The sequence below is a fragment of the Hoeflea sp. AS60 genome, assembly GCF_038900115.1.
GTDB lineage: Bacteria > Pseudomonadota > Alphaproteobacteria > Rhizobiales > Rhizobiaceae > Hoeflea.
The window spans coordinates 1,632,454-1,648,685 of record NZ_JBBMQP010000002.1 but is presented as its reverse complement, the minus strand read 5'-3'; the positions used below and the strand labels follow the sequence as shown (position 1 = coordinate 1,648,685).

Annotated in this window: 13 protein-coding genes; 6 read left to right on the top strand and 7 right to left on the bottom strand. The window is 61.3% G+C overall.

Annotation, left to right across the window (positions count from 1 at the left end; translation table 11 throughout):
* Positions 1-15 precede the first annotated feature (15 nt).
* The 3 genes from WNZ14_RS18295 to WNZ14_RS18285 all read right to left on the bottom strand — a co-directional run bounded on the left by WNZ14_RS18295 (position 16) and on the right by WNZ14_RS18285 (position 2,180).
* Complete coding sequence (locus tag WNZ14_RS18295; RefSeq protein ID WP_342870048.1) at positions 16-633, bottom strand: HAD family phosphatase; 618 nt, start codon at positions 631-633, stop codon at positions 16-18.
* A complete protein-coding gene (mutY, locus tag WNZ14_RS18290; RefSeq protein ID WP_342870047.1) occupies positions 630-1,727 on the bottom strand; it encodes an A/G-specific adenine glycosylase in 1,098 nt (365 codons plus the stop codon). Before mutY ends, WNZ14_RS18295 begins: the two co-directional genes overlap by 4 nt.
* A 270-nt stretch (positions 1,728-1,997) precedes the next feature.
* The gene (locus WNZ14_RS18285; RefSeq protein WP_342870046.1) at positions 1,998-2,180 is read right to left on the bottom strand and encodes a PLDc N-terminal domain-containing protein; all 183 of its coding nucleotides are present in this window, start codon (positions 2,178-2,180) and stop codon (positions 1,998-2,000) included.
* A 177-nt stretch (positions 2,181-2,357) separates the two neighbouring features.
* On the opposite strand from WNZ14_RS18285, the gene WNZ14_RS18280 reads away from it, so the two are divergent.
* The 4 genes from WNZ14_RS18280 to WNZ14_RS18265 all read left to right on the top strand — a co-directional run bounded on the left by WNZ14_RS18280 (position 2,358) and on the right by WNZ14_RS18265 (position 8,487).
* A complete protein-coding gene (locus WNZ14_RS18280; protein ID WP_342870045.1) occupies positions 2,358-2,888 on the top strand; it encodes a DciA family protein in 531 nt (176 codons plus the stop codon).
* A gap of 195 nt (positions 2,889-3,083) precedes the next feature.
* A complete protein-coding gene (locus WNZ14_RS18275; RefSeq protein WP_342870044.1) occupies positions 3,084-3,839 on the top strand; it encodes a DsbA family protein in 756 nt (251 codons plus the stop codon).
* Positions 3,840-3,926: 87 nt separating this feature from the next.
* Complete coding sequence (gene smc, locus WNZ14_RS18270) at positions 3,927-7,391, top strand: chromosome segregation protein SMC (RefSeq protein ID WP_342870043.1); 3,465 nt, start codon at positions 3,927-3,929, stop codon at positions 7,389-7,391.
* A gap of 148 nt (positions 7,392-7,539) precedes the next feature.
* Positions 7,540-8,487 (top strand): alpha/beta hydrolase, encoded by a 948-nt coding sequence (locus WNZ14_RS18265; protein WP_342870042.1) that lies wholly within the window; start codon positions 7,540-7,542, stop codon positions 8,485-8,487.
* Positions 8,488-8,518: 31 nt separating this feature from the next.
* Here the strand turns inward: WNZ14_RS18265 and WNZ14_RS18260 are convergent, their stop codons facing one another.
* On the bottom strand, positions 8,519-9,661 hold the full coding sequence (locus WNZ14_RS18260; RefSeq protein ID WP_342870041.1) for a DegT/DnrJ/EryC1/StrS family aminotransferase: 1,143 nt from the start codon (positions 9,659-9,661) through the stop codon (positions 8,519-8,521).
* Between the two features lie 458 nt (positions 9,662-10,119).
* On the opposite strand from WNZ14_RS18260, the gene ppdK reads away from it, so the two are divergent.
* Positions 10,120-12,792, top strand: a complete 2,673-nt coding sequence (gene ppdK / locus WNZ14_RS18255) for a pyruvate, phosphate dikinase (RefSeq protein WP_342870040.1) — start codon at positions 10,120-10,122, stop codon at positions 12,790-12,792.
* 175 nt (positions 12,793-12,967) lie between these two features.
* Positions 12,968-14,056 (top strand): YeeE/YedE family protein, encoded by a 1,089-nt coding sequence (locus WNZ14_RS18250; RefSeq protein WP_342870039.1) that lies wholly within the window; start codon positions 12,968-12,970, stop codon positions 14,054-14,056.
* On the opposite strand, the gene WNZ14_RS18245 is transcribed toward WNZ14_RS18250, so the two are convergent.
* From WNZ14_RS18245 to WNZ14_RS18235, 3 genes are all read right to left on the bottom strand, one after another.
* Positions 14,040-14,459: a DUF126 domain-containing protein gene (locus tag WNZ14_RS18245; protein ID WP_342870038.1), complete on the bottom strand. Its 420-nt coding sequence runs from the start codon at positions 14,457-14,459 to the stop codon at positions 14,040-14,042. The genes WNZ14_RS18250 and WNZ14_RS18245 overlap by 17 nt on opposite strands.
* Positions 14,456-15,697 (bottom strand): aconitase X catalytic domain-containing protein, encoded by a 1,242-nt coding sequence (locus WNZ14_RS18240; RefSeq protein WP_342870037.1) that lies wholly within the window; start codon positions 15,695-15,697, stop codon positions 14,456-14,458. Before WNZ14_RS18240 ends, WNZ14_RS18245 begins: the two co-directional genes overlap by 4 nt.
* A gap of 77 nt (positions 15,698-15,774) precedes the next feature.
* Entirely contained in the window at positions 15,775-16,227 is a 453-nt protein-coding gene (locus tag WNZ14_RS18235; RefSeq protein WP_342870036.1) for a hypothetical protein, read from the bottom strand.
* Between the last annotated feature and the right edge of the window lie 5 nt (positions 16,228-16,232).

The following is a 16,232-nucleotide window of genomic DNA, read 5'->3' as shown; positions in this document are numbered from 1 at the left end:
AGTCTGCGGTATGTTCTAAAGCCCGTGAGCTGACAGATCCGATCTGAGTTTTTCTGCGCTGGTGAAATGCACCGCATGCCAGCCTGCGGCAATGGCGCCGTCAACATTTGGCTGGCTGTCGTCGATGAACAGGCAGGCCGCCGGGTCCAGATCAAAGCTTGCGACGTGGGTGTCGTAGATTTCCCGGTCCGGCTTGATCATTCCGATCTCGCCCGAAACAGTGACGCCGCGCGGAACCTTCAGAAAGGGAAATCTCTCCCGCGCTTCCTTGAACGTATCGGCGGCAAAATTGGTCAGCATGGTTACGTCGCGACCCTGCTGGATCAGGTCGAGCATAACGTCGACACTGTCATCGTAGGCATGGCTGACCATTTCATGCCAGTGGATCCGGAACGCGCGGATCAGGTCTGCCTTGCCCGGATACTGATCGATCAGCAACGCTTCGGCGTCGGCCCAACTACGCCCGCGGTCCTGTTCGAGGTTCCATTCATGGGTGCAGACATTGGCGAAGAAGGCAGCGCGTTCCGCTTCATCCGGGATCAACCGGCTGAACGGAATATTGGGATCGTAATGGATCAGCACCTTGCCGATATCGAAAACGATATGCTTCACCGGCCGTTGGGTCTCGCTCATGTCTTGCCTTTTCTGAACAATGCGGGGAAGGCGGCACTCAACGCCTTTTTCATCACTGTGGGCAGCGCTTCGCCGGGCAGCGAATCGCCATCACTCCACCAGCCATCATGGTCGGGGATATTGGTGACAACCGCATGAAAAACCTCAAGCCGCAATTCAAAATGTGTAAACACATGTGAAATCACGCCCTTGCTGCGCCAATCAGCGGCAAAAGGCGCTGCTTTTGTCCCGGTTTCGCCATCTGCGCGAACTGTCCAGTTTGTCGTTGGAATACCGCTCATGCCGCCAAGCAACCCCTTGTCCGGTCGCTTGACCAGAAGCACCGCACCATCGCTGCGTTCGGCCACGAATGCTGCGCCAAGGCGAACCGGCTTTTCCTTTTTCGGAAGTTTGACCGGAAACTGCTCCTGCCGCCCGGATCGGCGCGCCTGGCAAGGCTCGGTGAGCGGACACAGTGCGCAGGCCGGGCGCTTGGGCGTGCAGAGTGTCGCGCCAAGATCCATCAGTGCCTGTGCAAAGTCACCCGGTCGGCTGGCAGGTGTTGCCTTGGCCACAAGGCCACGGATTTCAGTCTTGGCCGAGGGCAGGGGTGTTGCGATCTCGAAAATCCGTGTGAACACCCGCTCGATATTGCCATCAACCACCGCAGCCGGCTGGTCGAACGCGATGGCTGCAATCGCCGCGGCCGTGTAGGGGCCAATGCCGGGCAGGTTAAGCAAGCCTTCCTCGGTATCTGGAAATCGCCCGCCGTGCTCCATGGCAACCACATCGGCGCAGCGCTTGAGATTGCGGGCGCGGGAGTAATATCCAAGCCCCGCCCAGGCCTTCATCACGTCTTCCGTATCAGCAGACGCCAGATCTTCGACGGTGGGCCAGCGGGACACAAAGGCTGCAAAATAGGGTTTGACCGCCTGAACGGTGGTCTGCTGCAGCATGATTTCAGACAGCCAGATCCGGTAGGGATCAGCCACAACACCATGGGCGCCTTCCTGCGGACTTATCCGCCAGGGCAACGCCCGGGCGTGCCGGTCGTACCAGACAAGCAGCGGAGCGGCGATTCCGGACGCGGTATTGGAAGGCTTTGAAGATGACATGGAACTCATGCAGCGGTGGGAAAGAGACGTGCTAGAAGGAAGTAGTGCGCTTCCCCACGAACACAATGCCGGATCATGGCGTGCCGGGCCGCCTGAAGCAATCCGGCCCGCCGGGTTTTCCCGTCATCATGGGCCGGCTGCTGGTTTTCTCTGCATATCGGGTATGAGCCGCATTCTGTCTTGCATCACGCCACATGCGGAAGCATGTCCGCAAACGCAAGACTGGCGCCCCCAGAGGGACGCCAGTCAAGGTCATTGCGACGTTGCTACTTAGACACTTTTCCGACCAGCCAGAAGCCAGATCAGCAGGCCAATCACTGGCAGCAACAGAATAACAAGGATCCACAACAGCTTCCTGCCGGTCGATCCACCACCCTGAACGATCTGGATGATCGCCCAGATGTCGAGGACCAAGATGATAATGCCCAGAAGGCCGCTGTATTCAAAACCCATGTGAAAATCTCCATATATGATCGCGCCTGAATGTCGCGCTTCGTCATACAAACGGTTTCGCCCGACAATGGTTCCATTTCATGCCCAATTGCAGTGTTGTCCCGCAGGTCTGGCAGGCATGGCGCTTTCAATGATACAATATTCGGATTATCCCGATCCTCATACCGAGGCTGGCGGATGAGCAGAGGCAGAGTTGTGGCCAAGCCAACCCATTTTCGCAAGGGCGGCGTTCAGATCGCCGAAATCGCCAACGGCCTGATCGATCCGATCCTGGCCAAGCGTGCCGGCATCAACACGTTGTTGCTGGGGTCGTGGGACGAGATTGCCGGTGAGCAGTTTGCGGGATTCTCAAGGCCGGAGCGCATCCGCTGGCCGCGCCAGGATGGTCCGGATGAAACCGGTGGTGGCTTCGCGCCGGGCCTGCTGACCATCGCCTGCGAGGGTGCTCGCGCCCTGTTCCTGATGCATCAGGAAGCCGAACTCATCTCCCGGGTCAACAGCTTCTTCGGCTTTCGCGCGATCTCCCAGATCCGGATTGTCCAGAAGGCGATCCATATCCCGACGCGCAAACCGAAAGCCCGTCCGCTTGATGCAAAGGAAAAAAACCGCCTTGCCGACATGCTGGAAGGCGTCGAAGATCCACGTTTACGCGAGTCACTGGAGCGGCTGGGTGCGGGCGTGATCGGCCGCAATTCAAAGCGTCGTTGATGACCTGAAACCGCGCTGCCGGGCCGTGATCACGTGTCATTGATCATGTTGCACTTGTTTGGCCACATTTCACGTTATAGGAGTTGAGGCAGGATTGGCGTCCGCCGCAACGGGCAGGGCGCCGGGCGCGTGAAGGCCTTTGACACGGTTTTGAGCGCGTTTATGGCCACAATTTTCAGAGAATGGGTGATTTGCATGTTCCGTTTGACCTCCCGACTGACCGCCGCTGCGAGTGTTTCGCTGCTCGCATTGGCGCTTACGGCCTGTTCGGACTCGTCTGATCAAACACCACAAGCCTCCGACAATTCGGCCGCCGTGGTTTCCACTGAAACCGCCGCTGCTGACGTCTCTCCTGAAACCACCGCCTCCACGACTGCCGCCGTTGAGGCGCCAAAGCCTGATGGTGAGGTTGACGTTGCCAAGCTGATGGAACCGGGCCCGCTCAAGGAAATGACCATGGGCGACGAGAATGCGCCGGTCACCATCGTTGAATACATGTCCATGACCTGTCCGCACTGCGCAGCCTTCCATGAACAGAACTTCAAGCCGCTGGTCGAGAAATACGTTGATACCGGCAAGGTGCGGTTCGTGCTGCGCGAGTTTCCGTTCGATCCCCGCGCCGCCGCGGCAATCATGCTCGCCCGTTGCGCACCTGAAAACCAGTTTTTCCCGATGGTCGATGTGCTGTTCAAGCAGCAGAGAACCTGGGCGACAGCGCCCGATGGCCGCGAAGCACTGCTGCAAATTGCCCGCCTGGCGGGTTTTACACAGGAGTCCTTTGAGGCTTGCTTGACGAACCAGAAGCTTCTGGATGATGTGAATACTGTAAGAACCAAAGCCGGGGACGATTTCGGGGTGCAGTCCACTCCAACCTTCTTCGTCAATGGCAAGCGGTACCCGGGGAACATGTCGATTGACATCATGTCGGCGATCATCGACCCGCTTCTCTAGGCGGGTAGTACCCAGCAATCCTTTGCGGATAGGCCGCGAGGGATGCTTTGCCGTGTCGACGGATGAACATGACCGGGAGTCTCGGTCATGAAGTTCACAAAGCTTCGGGTTCTGGGATTCAAGTCCTTTGTCGAGCCTACCGAATTCGTGATCGAGCGCGGCCTGACCGGTGTGGTCGGGCCCAATGGCTGCGGCAAGTCCAATCTTGTCGAAGCCATGCGCTGGGTGATGGGCGAGAATTCCTACAAGAACATGCGCGCTTCGGGCATGGACGATGTGATTTTCTCGGGCTCGGGCAACCGCCCCGCCCGCAACACCGCAGAAGTCGGGCTCTATCTCGACAATTCGGATCGCACAGCACCTGCCGCTTTCAACAATTCCGACGAAATTCAGGTCACCCGCCGGATCGAGCGTGAGTCCGGTTCCGTCTACCGCATCAACGGCAAGGAAGCGCGCGCAAAGGATGTGCAGCTGCTTTTTGCCGATGCTTCCACCGGCGCCCGCTCACCCTCCATGGTCGGCCAGGGCCGCATTGGCGAACTGATCCAGGCCAAGCCACAGGCGCGCCGGCAGTTGCTGGAAGAAGCGGCTGGTATTTCAGGCCTGCATTCCCGTCGTCATGAGGCAGAACTCAGGCTTCGGGCAGCCGAAACCAATCTAGAACGTCTCGATGATGTGACGTCAGAGCTTGAATCCCAGGTCGAAAGCCTCAAGCGCCAGGCCCGGCAGGCGAACCGCTTCAAGATCCTCTCGGCCGAAGTGCGTCAGGCCGAAGCCACGCTTCTGCATCTCAGGTGGTCGATCGCCAAGGGCCAGGAGGGCGAAGCCGAAAGCGCGCTCTCCCAGGCCACATCCCATGTCGCCGAACTGGCGCAGGCGCAGATGGAAGCCGCCAAGAACCAGGCCATCGCCGCCCACAAGCTTCCCGAATTGCGCGATGCGGAGGCTGCAGCCGCTGCTGCCTTGCAGCGGCTGCAGATTGCCCGCACCCAGATCGACGAGGAAGCGGAGCGCATCACCCGCCGCCGCGAGGAGCTCGATCGACGGCTTTCACAGCTCAAGGCCGATATCGAGCGCGAGGAGCGCCTGATCGCTGACAATGCTGGCATCATGCAGCGTCTCTCGCAGGAAGAGGCCGAGCTAAAGGCTGCACTGGAAGGCAGTGGCGAGAAATCCTCAGCCCTGAAAGCTCAGTTTGAAGCCGCGCAGGCAAAACTCCGCGAAAGCGAGACATCGCTTGGTGTCGTGACTGCCGAACGGGCCGAAGCCGCTGCCGAGCGCACCCAGCTTGACCGCGTCATCCGCGAGGCAGGCGAGCGCAAGGCCCGGCTTGACCGCCAGATTGCCAGCCAGGATGCTGATCTTGCCGGCATTGCCGAGCGCATCGCCGGGCTTCCCGATCCAGCGATAAAGCGCCGCGACAGCGAAATTGCCGAAAAGGCGCTGACCGATGCCGAAAGCGCATTGGCGGGCATTGAAGCAGCAGTTGAGGCGGCGCGCGTGGCCGAAACAGCGGCGCGGCAGCCGGTGACCGAGGCAAAGGCCCGGCTCAATGCCATCGAGACCGAAGCCAAGACCATTGCCCGAATGCTCAATGCCGGACAGGGCTCGGACCTGTTCCCGCCGGTGGTCGAGCAGATAAAGGTCGATCGCGGCTATGAGACGGCCCTTGGTGCAGCACTCGGCGATGATCTCGATCTGCCTCTCGATCCTGCTGCTCCCGCTCATTGGGCGAAGATGCAGGTCACTGGTCAGGATGCGGCACTGCCCGAGGGCGTAACGCCGCTCTCCACCCATGTGCGTGCGCCCGATGAACTCGCCCGCCGGCTGGCCCATATCGGACTTGTGGCGGATGCCGAGCATGGCAAGGCGCTGCATGGGTCGCTGAAGCCAGGCCAGCGGTTGGTTACCCGCGATGGCGCAGTGTTCAGGTGGGATGGCTATGTCGCCTCCGCCGATGCGCCGACGCCTGCCGCGCTCAGGCTGGAGCAGAAGAACCGGCTGGCCGACCTCAATGACGAAGCCGTAGAGGCCACCAAGGCGCTGCGCCAGGTGGAGGAAGCGCTGACCCAGAGCGAGGCGGCGGTCGTCGCCCGCGTCAACGAAAGCCGTGCCGCGCGCGATCTGATCCGCGACGCCAGCAAGAATGTGAGCCGCGCCCGCGATGAACTGGCAAGCGCCGAACGGGCTTCTGGCGAGCTGTCCAACCGCCGTGCCGTGCTGACGGAATCCCGCGCCCAGGTGGGTGCGCAGCTTGCCGAGACGGTTGAAGCGCTTGAGCAGGCCCAGCAGTCGCTCAAGGCCTGTCCCGATCTGGCCGGGCTTGATGCGGCTCTGACCCAGGTCAATGCCCAGGTCGCGACCGATCGCGGCGGGCTTGCCGAGGCCCGCGCCGCCCATGAGGGGCTCGAGCGGGAGAACGCGGCCCGGGCACGCAGGCTTGAGGCGATCAGTTCTGAACGCGCCAACTGGCTTGAGCGCGCCGCCAATGCCGAAAGCCATCTCGCAACGCTGACCGCACGCTCGGCGGAAGCCGCTGCAGAAGTCGCTGGCATCGCCGAAGCCCCGGATGAAATCGCAGCCCGCCGCCGGCAACTGATGACCCAGCTTTCAGAGGTTGAAAAGCGCCGCCAGGAAGCAGCCGACAACCTGGCCATCGCCGAGACAAAATCACGCGAGGCCGACAAGCTCGCAACCGAGGCAATCGGTGCCTTGTCGCAGGGCCGCGAGGGGCGCGGTCGTGCCGAGGAACGGCTGATGGCCGCCCGGGAACGCCGCGAGGAGGGCGAGGCCCGCATTCGCGAAGCGCTCAATTGCGAACCGCATCTGGCCTTGCGTCAGACGGGGCTTGCCGCCGATGCCGCGCTGCCTGATCCGGCGCAGGTCGAGCGCAATCTGGAACGTCTGAAGATCGAGCGCGAGCGTCTTGGCGCGGTCAATCTGCGCGCCGAGGAAGAGCAGACCGAGCTCTCGGACCGGCTCAATCTGATCATCACCGAGCGCGAAGACATCATCGACGCGATCAAGAAGCTGCGCGCCGGGATCCAGAGCCTCAACAAAGAAGGCCGCGACCGTTTGCTGGTTGCCTTCGACATCGTCAACGCCCAGTTCCAGCGGCTGTTCACCCACCTTTTCGGCGGCGGCACGGCGGAATTGCAGCTGATTGAATCCGATGACCCGCTTGAAGCGGGCCTCGAAATTCTGGCTCGCCCGCCCGGCAAGAAACCGCAGACCATGACGCTGCTTTCGGGCGGCGAACAGGCGCTGACGGCGATGGCGCTGATCTTCGCGGTGTTTTTGACCAACCCGGCGCCGATCTGCGTGCTGGACGAGGTCGACGCCCCGCTCGACGACCACAATGTCGAGCGCTACTGCAACCTGATGGACGAAATGGCGGCCTCCACCGAGACCCGCTTCGTCATCATCACCCACAACCCCATCACCATGGCCCGCATGAACCGCCTGTTCGGCGTCACCATGTCCGAGCAGGGCGTCAGCCAGCTGGTTTCAGTGGATCTGCAGACAGCCGAGCAACTGCGCGAAGCGGTGTGAGGGCTGATGGTTCCCAATTCACGGCGCTCGTTGGTCGCCAACGGCAAATCGCCGCTGGTGTTCTGATTGACGGTTGTTCTCCCATTGCAGATAGTCGGTCACCGGAGAGGGGCGTTCCTGCCATGTCTCCGGGTAAGGATTTAGCCTGATGTCTGTCGTGTTCTGGTTGTTGACCTGTCTGCTGCTTCTTCTCGCAATCTGCTGGCTGTGGACGCTCAGGCTTGCGGCGGGGGCAGAGAATACAGTACCGCCAGCAGGTCAAATCCTGCCGGTGAGTGGCGGCGCAATTCATTACACAGATGAAGGACCGCGGGACGGCCAGACGTTGGTGCTGATCCACGGTCTGGCCGGCACCATGCACAATCTTACCTACGCGCTGGCGGGGCAATTGTCGTCCGACTTCCGGGTGATCACCATAGACCGTCCCGGTTCGGGCTATTCCACGCGGATCCGTGATGATCTGGCTCAGTTGCCGGCGCAAGCCCGCATGGTCTGCGAATTCCTGGACAAACTGGGTGTCCAAAACCCCGTACTGGTTGGACATTCCCTTGGTGGCGCACTGGCGCTAGCGATGGTGATGGAATGCAAGCGGCCAATTGGCGCACTTGCCCTTCTGGCCCCGCTCGCAGCCGTCATCCCTGAACCGCCTGCTGTCTTCAGATCTTTGGTCGTTGTATCCGCATTCTTGCGCCGACTGATCGGGCATACAGTGGCGGCACCAATCGCCAAACTGACCAGTGAGAAGGTTCTCGCTCAGGTGTTTGCGCCGGAAAAGGCCCCTGGTGATTTCAAGGTGAGGGGGGGCGGCATTCTCGGTTTGCGGCCTGCGTCCTTCATCAGCGCCTCTGCCGATTTGCTGGGCGCGACAGCGTCAATGTCGGATCAGGTGGCGCGCTATGCCGCGGAACTGGATGTCCCCGGCGGCATTCTTTTCGGCACGGATGACAGGCTGCTGTCACCCGATGTGCATGGTCGCGCGATGCAGGCTTATGGCCTGCACTGTGAGACGTTGCCGGGTCGTGGACATATGATCCCCGTCACTGCTCCCGAAGCATGTGCCGATTTCATCCGCCGCATGGCCGCAATGGCGGGCTAGCCGGTTAAAGGATTGCGACCGTTCCCGCGTCTCACAAAGCCGAAATCAGTGCCGCCACCACCCTGTCCTGGGTCTCGTCATCGAGGTAGGGATGCATCGGCAGGCTGAGTACGGTGGCAGCCAGCTGGTCTGTGACCGGCAGTTCGCCGCCGGCGATGCCGTGGTGGCTATAGGCGTCCTGACGGTGCAGCGGCTTGGGGTAGTAGACCGCCGTCGGCACGCCTTCCTCCTTCATCTTTGCCTGGATCGCGGCACGATCGGCAGATTCAGGCAGCTTGATGGTATATTGCGCCCAGACAGAGAGCAGTCCGCCGGGCACTTTCGGTGTCGCAACATGGTCTGAAAGCAGCGATGTGTAGCGCGCCGCAATTCGGTTGCGGGCTTCGATTTCATCGTCGAAGATTTTCAGTTTCTCGATCAAGACCGCTGCCTGCATGGTGTCGATGCGGCCGGTCATGCCGACCCGCACATTGTCATACTGGTTGGCGCCCTTGCCGTGAAACAGGATCGAGCGCAGCGTATCTGCGAGTTCGGCGTCATCGGTGAAGATCGCGCCGCCATCGCCATAGGCACCCAGCGGCTTGGCCGGGAAGAAGCTGGTGGCGGTCGCCATCGACAGGGTTCCGACCCGGCGATTGTGATAACGAGCGCCATAGGCCTGCGCAGCGTCGCCCAGGATCCACAACCCTTCACGGGCGGCGATTTTCGAGACCGCGTCATACTCGGCGGGCAGTCCGAACAGGTCAACCGGGATCACGCCAACCGGTTCGTGTCCGGCGTCCCTGGCTGCCGCGATGGCGATTTCGAGAGAGGCCGGGTCCATGTTGAACGTGTCGGCATCGACATCGACAAACCAGATATGCCCACCAAGCCATGCCACCACCTCGGCAGTCGCGACAAAAGTGAAAGCTGGGCAGAAGATCGCCTGGCCTGGTCGCACATTCTTGGCCATCAACACCATCGCCAGCGCATCAGTGCCAGACGAGCAGGCGATCACATGCTTTGCGCCGCTGTGGGCTGAGAGTTGCGCTTCAAGCTCTGCAACTTCCGGCCCCATGATAAATTGTCCGTGGTCCAGCACGCCGGCAATGGCAGCATCGACGCGGTCGCGGATGCGGGCTTTCTGGGCGCCAAGGTCAACGAATGGAACTGGTGCGCGGGATACAGACGACATGCTTTAGTGCCTCCGGGCTCAAACCTGATAGTGAGTCCGACTGTGAGCCCAAGGACGGTCGGAATTGCCAACCGTGTTAATGCGCAGCAGCAGCGGGGTCCATAGCCACCATTCGTTCAAAGCGCGATTGTGTCGTTGTTACAATCACTTTGCATTGCTTTTGGTGATGCGCCGTTACAGGGGACGACCGAACGGGCACTTGGATACGCTCTCACGCGCCGTATCCATCCGCGTTTCGGCCACGCACAGGACAAGCCAATCAACATCTTGATCTTTTGGATCGATTTAGTCGCGCATTTGGCCCAATTGCGCATTGTGTTTCGCTCGCCATACGCTTAGCACCCCATGCAAGGGTTATCGTAAACAGCGTTTTGCTGGATCGGCAGCCACCCGGCAATCGGGGATAGGGTGCATTGGCCTGGCGACAGTCGCGGTTGCGCACGAGGGAAGGTCGAGTGATGACAAAGTGGGTCTACACTTTTGGAGACGGACAGGCCGAAGGCTCTGCTTCCGATCGCAATCTGTTAGGCGGCAAGGGCGCAAATCTTGCTGAAATGTGCAATCTCGGCCTGCCTGTGCCGCCGGGACTGACCATCACCACCGACGCCTGCGTCTGGTATTATGACAATGGCCGCAAGATGCCCGAAGGCCTTGAAGCCGCGGTCACCGATGCGCTTGTCAATGTCGGCAAGATAGCCGGCCGTGCCTTCGGCGATCCCGAAAAGCCGCTTCTTCTGTCTGTCCGTTCAGGCGCCCGCGCTTCGATGCCCGGCATGATGGATACGGTGCTCAATCTCGGCCTCAACGACGAAACGGTTCTGGCAGTGGCCCGCGATTCGGGTGACGAGCGTTTCGCCTTCGACAGCTACCGCCGTTTCATCCAGATGTATGCCGATGTGGTCATGGGGCTCGACCACGAGGTTTTCGAAGAAATCCTCGAAGACGAGAAGGCCCGTCTCGGCCATGAACTCGACACCGACGTGAGCGCTGAAGAATGGCGCGAAATCATTGCCCGCTACATGGCGATCGTCGAGGAGGAACTGGGCGTTCCGTTCCCGCAGGATCCGCATCAGCAGCTATGGGGCGCGATCGGCGCTGTCTTTGCAAGCTGGATGAACGCCCGCGCCATCACCTACCGTCAACTGCACGATATTCCCGCTTCATGGGGCACCGCTGTCAATGTTCAGGCGATGGTGTTCGGCAATCTCGGCGATCAGTCGGCCACCGGTGTAGCCTTCACCCGCAATCCCTCGACTGGTGTCAAGGAGCTCTATGGCGAGTTCCTAGTCAATGCCCAGGGCGAGGACGTGGTGGCCGGCATCCGCACGCCGCAATCCATCACCGAGGCTGCGCGCATCGAGGCCGGTTCAGACCGGCCATCGCTCGAGAAGCTGATGCCTGAGGCCTTTGCCGAATTCCTCGCCATCTGCGACCGGCTCGAGCGGCATTACCGCGACATGCAGGATCTCGAGTTCACCATCCAGGCAGGCAAGCTCTGGATGCTGCAGACCAGATCCGGCAAGCGCACCGCCAAGGCGGCTTTGAAAAGCGCTGTCGACATGGCCGGTGAAGGACTGATCACGCGTGAAGAAGCAGTCATGCGCATCGACCCGGCATCGCTGGATCAGCTTCTGCACCCGACCATCGATCCGCATGCGACCCGGGACATCATCGGATCAGGTCTGCCCGCCTCTCCAGGCGCTGCCACCGGCGAAATCGTCTTCACCTCCGAAGAAGCGGTCGAAGCGGCCAAGACCGGACGCAAGGTCATTCTGGTGCGCGTTGAAACCAGCCCTGAAGACATTCACGGCATGCACGCCGCTGAAGGCATTCTCACCTCGCGCGGCGGCATGACCAGCCATGCGGCTGTTGTCGCTCGCGGCATGGGGACCCCTTGCGTCTCAGGCGCCGGCGGTTTGCGCATCGACGCGCGCAATGGCACGCTGGTCTCCCTCGGCGCCACCCTGAAGGCAGGCGACGTCATCACGCTTGATGGGTCCACCGGCCAGGTGCTCAAGGGTGCGGTCGCGATGCTGCAGCCCGAGTTGTCGGGTGATTTCGGCCTGATCATGGAATGGGCTGATGCCACGCGGCGCATGAAGGTCCGCACCAATGCCGAAACCCCTGCCGATGCCCGCGCCGCGCGCTCCTTCGGCGCTGAAGGCATCGGCCTGTGTCGCACCGAGCACATGTTCTTTGACGGCGACCGCATCACAGCCATGCGCGAGATGATCTTGGCCGGTTCCGAAGACGGCCGCCGCGATGCGCTGGCAAAGCTGCTGCCGATGCAGCGCTCGGATTTCATCGAGCTGTTCGAAATCATGAAGGGCCTGCCGGTCACCATCCGGCTGCTCGATCCGCCGTTGCACGAATTCCTGCCCAAGACAGATGAAGAGATAGCCGAAGTTGCGAGCGTCATCGGGGTTTCGGTCGAGAAGCTCAGCCAGCGCGTTGATGAGCTGCATGAATTCAATCCTATGCTCGGCCATCGCGGCTGCCGTCTGGCCATTTCCTATCCGGAAATCGCAGAGATGCAGGCGCGCGCCATTTTTGAAGCCGCAGTCAAAGCCGCCAAATCCACCGGCGCGCCGGTTGTGCCGGAAATCATGGTGCCGCTTGTTGGTCTTCGCGAGGAACTCGATTTCGTCAAGGCGCGGATTGATGCCGTGGCGCGGGATGTTATTAGCGAGTCCGGTGTCGATCTTACCTATCTCGTCGGCACCATGATCGAGCTGCCGCGCGCGGCCATTCGCGCCCATGCCATTGCCGAAGTTGCCGAGTTCTTCTCCTTCGGCACCAATGACCTGACCCAGACCACCTTCGGCATTTCGCGCGATGATGCGTCTTCCTTCCTGATGACCTATCAGCAGAAGGGGATCATCGAGCAGGATCCCTTCGTCACCCTTGATATCGATGGTGTTGGCGAACTGGTTCGCATTGCCTCCGACAAGGGGCGGGCGACCCGGCCCGACATCAAGCTCGGCATCTGCGGTGAACATGGTGGCGACCCGGCCTCGGTGCGGTTCTGTGAATCCATCGACCTGGATTATGTCAGCTGCTCGCCGTTCCGCGTGCCGATCGCCCGTCTTGCTGCGGCTCAGGCTGCGATTGAGAAAACGCGCACCGCCTAGACCGCCTTTGCCAGTGCGATACGCACGCCGAAACCGGCTGAGAGGAATGCATTTCTATTTTCGGGAGATTACCGGGAAGGAAAAACCACTCGGCACGGTTTGGCTGTAAGTCCCGACCATCCCATCAGTCTCGATAGATTGTATTTTGCAGATACAAATTATGGAGACTAAAGCGATGGATCTCGTACCTCTGATCGAGCTTATCGGTGAACCCTACACGGCACTTGTTGGCGGCCTCGTTCTTGGCTTGGCCTTCGGCGTGTTTGCTCAGCGCAGCCGCTATTGCACCCGCTCGGCGGTGCTTTCGGCCATGGGCGAGAGCGATCTCAAGCCGCTCGCCACTTGGGCCGCAGGTTTTGCAGCAGCCATTCTGGCCGTCCAGGCACTGCTCGGTGCAGACATGATAGACGTGTCGGAGACCCGCTTCTTCTCGACTGCGCAGAGCCTCTCCGGCGCCATTGCCGGGGGCCTTCTGTTTGGTGTTGGCATGGTGCTGGCACGCGGCTGCGTGTCACGACTTCTGGTGCTCAGTGCCTCGGGCAATCTGCGCGGTATCTTTTCGATTCTCATCATCGCTGTGACGGCGCTCGCGACCTACAGCGGCGTGCTCGTGCCATTGCGCGACAGCATCGGTGGCGTCTGGAGCACAGCTGCAATCGGCGGCAATGATCTTCTCGTCCACACAGGTCTCGAGCGCTGGGCAGGCATTGCGCTGGGTGGAGTTCTCGCCGTGATCGCGCTCGGTTTCGCGCTCAAGGCACGTCTGTCCGTCTCGCGGCTTTTCGGTGGCGTCATGATTGGCCTGACCGTTGCTGCGGGCTGGTACTTCACCTGGCAGCTGTCAACTCAGGTGTTTGAGCCGATCCAGGCGGAAAGCCTGTCCTTCATCCGTCCTCTCGCCACCAGCGGCGAACTGGCGCTCGAAGGTGGATTTGCAGGCCTCGATCAGGGCGTCCTGATCGGCGCAGTTCTGGGCGCATTTGTCGCCGCTCTCCTGTCTGGCGAGTTCCGCATCTCGACATTCTCCGAGCCGGGCGTGCCGTCGATCTGGCGCTATGCCGCAGGTTCGGTGCTGATGGGCTTTGGCGGCATCCTCGCTGTCGGCTGCACCATCGGCGCCGGTCTGACCGGCGGTTCGGTGCTGGCGGTGTCGTCACTGCTTGGCCTGGCGTCGATGATCACAGGTGCGGCGCTCACTCAGCTGGTGCTGAGATCCTTTGCGAGCCAGCAGGCTGGTTCGTCCGCGATCATTGCGGCTGAGTAAAAAGAACTTCCTCTGCCCCGGCTTCCACGACAAGCCGGGGCAGAGCATAAAGCCTCTGCCATTCAGCCCTGTCCCTGATGGCGACCACCGGACAATCGATCCCGTACAGCATCTGCGCCACCAGCGCGCCTGTGGTGATGATGGCGTCTTCGTCGAGCAGGATGATCGCTGCTGGCGCCGTGGCGAGCCGGATAGCCTCAGCCAACACCGACGCACCGGACGACGACCCGCGGCCACGCTCCATGAATAGCACCGCGCCGCTAAGGCAGACGCCGTGCTGCGGGTGAAACCGGTCAATAACCTTGCCGCTGGCGCTGTCAAAGCCGCCCCAGAAGCTCAAGGGGTCATCAAGCTTCAAGCCGGACCCTTCGCCCCTGCCGTGAACCAGACTGCGCGCGCTCATGCTCGCACCACCCGTCCGGCCCTGGCCGAGTGCAGCGTGTCGGCAAGCGTGCCGAAGGCAGCATCGACGCCGAGGTTTCCCGGCGCGTAATAGGCCCATTTGCCGGAATTGGTCATCACCGCTCCGGACAGATCCCTGATGATGGATGTGACATAGGTGCAGGTGTCGACCACAACCGTGACGCCCGCTGCTTCAAGCCGCGCCGCGCGGCCATCAGTGGTCAACCGCTCCCACTCATGCCGCCCGGTGTTGACATAGATTGGCACCGCAAAGGGGGCGAGATCGAGCATCGGCATCAGTCGGTCAAACTCGGTCAGCGAGAAATGGGGCGTGCCCAGCGCCACGGCCGTCAGCGCCGCCCAGTCAGGCACGGTGCTCAGCGTTGCCAGTATCTCCGCGATCTCTGACGGCCCAAGCCGCGCCACCACCGGGACATCCAGCCCGCCCGTTGCACCTGCAAGATCCGGCGCTTCCGGCGTAAGCCCCACAGCATGAAACATCGCCACGCTACCCGAAGATGCCGCCGCCGCGCCAAGTGCCTTCAGATCATCCTCGCTGGTCGAAGCGGGCAGCCCGGTAATTGCGGCAATGGTGTCGCCGCAGTGCTTGCCGATGAAAAGCCCTGCCGCCACCGCTAGCCCTCCCGCCTGATCGGGTTCGGCGCCATCAAAACCATGAATTTCAACGACCGCCCTGGCGTGGCGGTACTCGCTGCGGTGAAGCCCGTAGTCGGGCACGCGACCGGTCAGTGCGCAGGCCAGATCAATGAAGTCGCCGTAACGGTTGGTCCGGGCACCGATCACCGAATTGGCAAACACGATGGCGTTGGATTCAGCCCAGGCCAGTTGATCGCCGAAGCGTGGTCTGAGCAATGTCTGGTAGGGCGCGCAGGTGAAGCTCGGTGTGCAGCCGAGTTCGACATGGGCTTCCATCAGTCGTTTGCCTGCCGCGCCGAGCGCCGCATCGCCGATAAACAGTTCTGGATGGATGAGATCGACCGAACCGACATTGAGCGTTGTCGGAACCCTGACACGACCGTCGAGCGCCACAAACCGTTCAACAAAATCAAGGCTTGCCTGGCCATGATACAGGCATCCGTCAACATGGGCGCTGGCGCAGGGCAGCAACCGGGGTGCGCCGACGGCCTCGGCGAATTTCAGCACAAGCTGCATCGCATCCGCCGCAGCGCGGCCATGTTCACCATCGATGATCTCGCGGTCTGCTGAACTCAATTCCACCCGTCATCCCCATCGCTTGCACTACGGGACGGAGACTAGCCCTTAAGATCGGGCCATAAAAGGCTTCAAGTCAGCAATCAGAGCTTTTCAAGCACCGCCACGAAGGCCTTGGCAAACTGCACCAGTCCCGTTGTTGCTTCGTCAGCTTCCACCGTGCGGACCCGGTCACCATTGGCGCTGAGAAGCACCAGGCCGAAGCGCCCGCCATTGTCGCGCGAGAGACAGACAAGTGCGATCCGCTGGGCGTCATCGACAAGCCCGGAAGCTGGAAGGTCGAAAAGGAATTCGCCGCCGATGACCTTGGCCGCATCGCGAACGGCGTCATCAAAGCCGCGATCCGCGATGTCGCTGAGGTCGAGGGCCAGATCAAGCTCCACAAGATCCAGCGCCAGCGGGGCAGTTTGCTGCGGCAGGTGGGGGAGGGCGGTATCATCGGTGCGATGGGAGGCGAGGGGTGCATCCCCGGGAGTATGTGCAGATGCGGGCTTTATCGGGCCGTGCACCGGCCTTGATAGGGCGTCTACCGCCATGGCGG

Excerpts from the sequence above, each read along its gene's own strand:
- WNZ14_RS18295 (WP_342870048.1), bottom strand. The coding sequence starts at position 633 with ATGAGCGAGACCCAACGGCCGGTGAAGCATATCGTTTTCGATATCGGC.
- mutY (WP_342870047.1), bottom strand. The coding sequence starts at position 1,727 with ATGTCATCTTCAAAGCCTTCCAATACCGCGTCCGGAATCGCCGCTCCG.
- WNZ14_RS18285 (WP_342870046.1), bottom strand. The coding sequence starts at position 2,180 with ATGGGTTTTGAATACAGCGGCCTTCTGGGCATTATCATCTTGGTCCTC.
- WNZ14_RS18280 (WP_342870045.1), top strand. The coding sequence starts at position 2,358 with ATGAGCAGAGGCAGAGTTGTGGCCAAGCCAACCCATTTTCGCAAGGGC.
- WNZ14_RS18275 (WP_342870044.1), top strand. The coding sequence starts at position 3,084 with ATGTTCCGTTTGACCTCCCGACTGACCGCCGCTGCGAGTGTTTCGCTG.
- smc (WP_342870043.1), top strand. The coding sequence starts at position 3,927 with ATGAAGTTCACAAAGCTTCGGGTTCTGGGATTCAAGTCCTTTGTCGAG.
- WNZ14_RS18265 (WP_342870042.1), top strand. The coding sequence starts at position 7,540 with ATGTCTGTCGTGTTCTGGTTGTTGACCTGTCTGCTGCTTCTTCTCGCA.
- WNZ14_RS18260 (WP_342870041.1), bottom strand. The coding sequence starts at position 9,661 with ATGTCGTCTGTATCCCGCGCACCAGTTCCATTCGTTGACCTTGGCGCC.
- ppdK (WP_342870040.1), top strand. The coding sequence starts at position 10,120 with ATGACAAAGTGGGTCTACACTTTTGGAGACGGACAGGCCGAAGGCTCT.
- WNZ14_RS18250 (WP_342870039.1), top strand. The coding sequence starts at position 12,968 with ATGGATCTCGTACCTCTGATCGAGCTTATCGGTGAACCCTACACGGCA.
- WNZ14_RS18245 (WP_342870038.1), bottom strand. The coding sequence starts at position 14,459 with ATGAGCGCGCGCAGTCTGGTTCACGGCAGGGGCGAAGGGTCCGGCTTG.
- WNZ14_RS18235 (WP_342870036.1), bottom strand. The coding sequence starts at position 16,227 with ATGGCGGTAGACGCCCTATCAAGGCCGGTGCACGGCCCGATAAAGCCC.